At 57.9% G+C, this 2,972-nt stretch carries 5 protein-coding genes; all 5 read left to right on the top strand.

Going from position 1 to position 2,972, the window contains the following annotated elements; all coding sequences use genetic code 11:
- Positions 1–372 (top strand): hypothetical protein (locus tag E8D38_RS28695; protein ID WP_219851886.1); only part of this gene is annotated, 372 nt, incomplete at its 5' end.
- 92 nt (positions 373–464) lie between these two features.
- Positions 465–818 carry a hypothetical protein gene (locus E8D38_RS27470; protein ID WP_181179541.1) on the top strand — a complete coding sequence of 118 codons (354 nt, stop codon included), beginning with the start codon at positions 465–467 and terminating at the stop codon, positions 816–818.
- A gap of 589 nt (positions 819–1,407) precedes the next feature.
- Positions 1,408–1,767, top strand: coding sequence for a hypothetical protein (locus E8D38_RS28525; protein ID WP_181179539.1), 360 nt, complete (start codon positions 1,408–1,410; stop codon positions 1,765–1,767).
- Between the two features lie 127 nt (positions 1,768–1,894).
- The gene (locus E8D38_RS28520) at positions 1,895–2,197 is read left to right on the top strand and encodes a DUF3658 domain-containing protein (RefSeq protein ID WP_181179538.1); all 303 of its coding nucleotides are present in this window, start codon (positions 1,895–1,897) and stop codon (positions 2,195–2,197) included.
- A gap of 79 nt (positions 2,198–2,276) precedes the next feature.
- Positions 2,277–2,849: a hypothetical protein gene (locus tag E8D38_RS27460; RefSeq protein WP_140637455.1), complete on the top strand. Its 573-nt coding sequence runs from the start codon at positions 2,277–2,279 to the stop codon at positions 2,847–2,849.
- Positions 2,850–2,972 lie beyond the last annotated feature (123 nt).

The raw sequence follows: 2,972 nt of genomic DNA, 5'->3' as shown, positions 1-2,972 counted from the left end.
AACGTTAGAAGGCTGCAAATGCGTCTCGCCCCCATCATCGTTGCAGGCTCGTTTCTGTTGAGCGGCGCAATCATTGGCGCGGCTCTGTGGTCCACCCCAGCAATGCGTCACGAGTTTGCCAACGACAGTTCCGGTCATTCGGCCAGGGCGGCCGGAGTGCTACTTTCAGTCGTCGCAATCTGCGGTTGGCCATGGCTTGCCTCATTTGTTCGCGCATTCGGTGAGCGCGGGCATCGCTCGGCAATCGTGTTTGCTGTCGCTGGGGTCGCGTTGTCTGCACTCTTCTATTCGCCCATCTCGAGCGCGCCCACCGAGGGCGTCGGTTACAGCGTGTATCCACTATCACTCATAGTAGAGAGTGGCGCTCAATGACACAGCCTTCTAACCCCTCCATCGAACGGACGCCCTCCGGCAAGCTGCGCTTGCCTACGGTCGCCGCTCATGTCGAACGTTAGGCACAGGCAATGAGGTCTACCGCTCCACACCCGTTGATTCGATATCGCTGGACCGTCCTCGTCCTGGCACTTCTGGCATTTGCCTTCGCCGCCGTCATCCTGGTTCTCTACAAAGGTGTAGCCGGCTTTCCGCTGGCAGCTACAGTAGCGCCCGCAGCAATTGCCTTCGTTTGGCTCAACGGGGCATTCTGGTGGCTGGAATTGCGGTACCCACACATTGAAGTGGCGCCTGGCCAGTTCTCAAGTCGGCATGAGCAGGCGTCCCAAGCCGGCCAAGCCTTTACAACAACTTTCTTTGTGGGCTACGGTTTGGCTGCACTGCTTATCACTCTCGCCTGCCTCAATGTCGCGGCCAGCGCCTAACCACTCCATCGAGCGGACATGCTCCGGCGGGCTTCGCCCACCTACGCGTGCCGCTCATGTCGAACGTTAGCCGCCAGCATGTGTGATCTGCCCGAGCAAGTTGTGCTTGCCCTCTTTTCGCTTGGCACGCCGATGCTCGTGTGGGCTGCGAAGCTTCAACGTGAGTTCTATCGGTCGCTACAACTCAGGCATCCATCTGTTTGGGCATCGTTCGGAGAGTCCGGGTACTTCAAGTACGACGAGAGTCCCAGGGAATCTGCCGTTGGGTGGTACTTGCTCGCAGGAAGCTTTGTCTACCTCAATGATGAAGTGCTGAACACCGCTGGCCGTAAGGCTCGCTGCATGTCGTTGGCAGCGCTAGCGCTTCTGTGCGGTGGGTGCTTGGCGATGTCACTGCCAACGTACGATTCTGTTTTCGCATGCCTTCCTCACTGAAGCTGCGCTCCGAATGCGTAGAAGTCTTTTCCCCCTTTCGCCGATGACGACTAACCCCTCCATCGAGCGGGCCCACAACGGCGGGGCGCAGTGGTGCGCTTCGGACGCACCGAGCGCGCCGCTGCGGTCCGCTCATGTCGAACGTTAGACCGCAATGTTTGCTATGGCAGACCTAGAAGTCATGGTTGATCGCCTTCTTCCTGACGGGCGCGCTGTGGTGATCAACAACTCCGATGAAGAAGTTCCCTTGGGTACCGTCTTTCGTTCGCTTCAGTCCCGCAGAACGCACCGCGAAGGCGATCGCTTCTGGCAGGAACCACTTGCAGCAGCGGAACTGGTCGAGCTTGAGGTTTCAGAAATTGAATCCTGGCGGCATCCAGTTGCATCGCTGGGCAGAGGCCACAATGCAGCATTTCGCTTCGTTGGCGTTGGAGGCGAATTGCTTCAATCGCATCTCGAGCATCGAGAGAAGTTCGTCTATGTCTTCCTCTGCTCACTTCCACCAGCGGTCTAACCCCTCCGTCAAGGGGACTGGCCTGCGGCCAGCCCTTACGTCGAACGTTAGACCGCAGAATATGAAGCCGCGGCTGTTGCTCGTCGGTAGCCGTGTAGCAATAGCTTTAGCCTCTTGGGCAGGTCAAATGGACGAAGACCGCAATCCAGATCCTCCACTTTCAACAGAGCAATTGCAGCTGGTCGCGAAGTTGAGCGCCGTCGAGGTGGAGCGGATTGACAGGGCGTTGCTTGAAAATAGCAGTCGCGGTTGGAGAAAGGTTGCCAGAGTGGTGGGCACAACAATGATGGACCTAAAGCCAAGGCCGCCGGGCATTCCTGATCTTTACTACTCTCAACGTATCACCAAGTTGGTTGAAGAGGGAAAGCTGGAGTCAGCAGGAAATCTCCAGTTCATGCGCTATAGCGAAGTGCGCCTCCGTGAGCAATGAAGCGTTCTCAAGTCCCTTGTCGCACAGCGCAGCTGCGGTCTAACCCCTCCGTCGAACGTTAGGCCTCGCAATCACCACCGTGACCCGCGATCAGTTTCTCTCGCTCATCAGAACGCACCAGCCGGACGACCTCGTTGCCCGGTACTTGGGCGCACGAGAAGTCAGCGCCTTCGCAACAGCAGCCGAGTACGACGGCTTCAAGCAGAGGGTCGTTGATGCCATAGGTCAGGATGCGGAGGTCTGCCTCGTCGGCAGCGGCAACTGGGGCTACAGCTTGAACCCAGAGAAGGGATTCAAGCCCTTCGACATGGCGTCGGACGTGGACGTCGCCATCGTTTCAGCAGACCTCTTCGTCCAGACATGGGATCAGATTCGGGACTACCATCGAAAGTCTTGGTATGCCATCGACTACGAGCAGCGCCAACGCCTCAGACGAAACGGCGAAAACATCTACAGTGGCTTTGTCTCGCCCGCTTGGATACCAGAGCGCACTTCCCCGACGCGGTTCAGCTTCCTGCGTCTACTCAACAGGCTGTCGGACGAGTCTGTCGCGTTCCGAAAGGTCACCGCACTCTACTTCAGGAACACCACCGAGGTAGCTGACTACTACCGCCGCGGCTTCATCCTGGCTAGGCAGAAGGCTCCCCCATGAAATACAACGTCACGATACAAACAATCGCCTGGCTCAACGCGCGAAGGACTGATGGTACGTTGGAGATTAGTCCGAAGTTCCAGCGCCGCGCCGTCTGGCTTGATGCTGAGCGCTCCCAACTAG

Source organism: Methylibium rhizosphaerae, from assembly GCF_006386545.1.
GTDB classification, from domain to species: domain Bacteria; phylum Pseudomonadota; class Gammaproteobacteria; order Burkholderiales; family Burkholderiaceae_C; genus Pseudorivibacter; species Pseudorivibacter rhizosphaerae.
The sequence above is the reverse complement of the archived record's forward strand: the minus strand, read 5'-3'. Positions and strand labels throughout refer to the sequence as shown.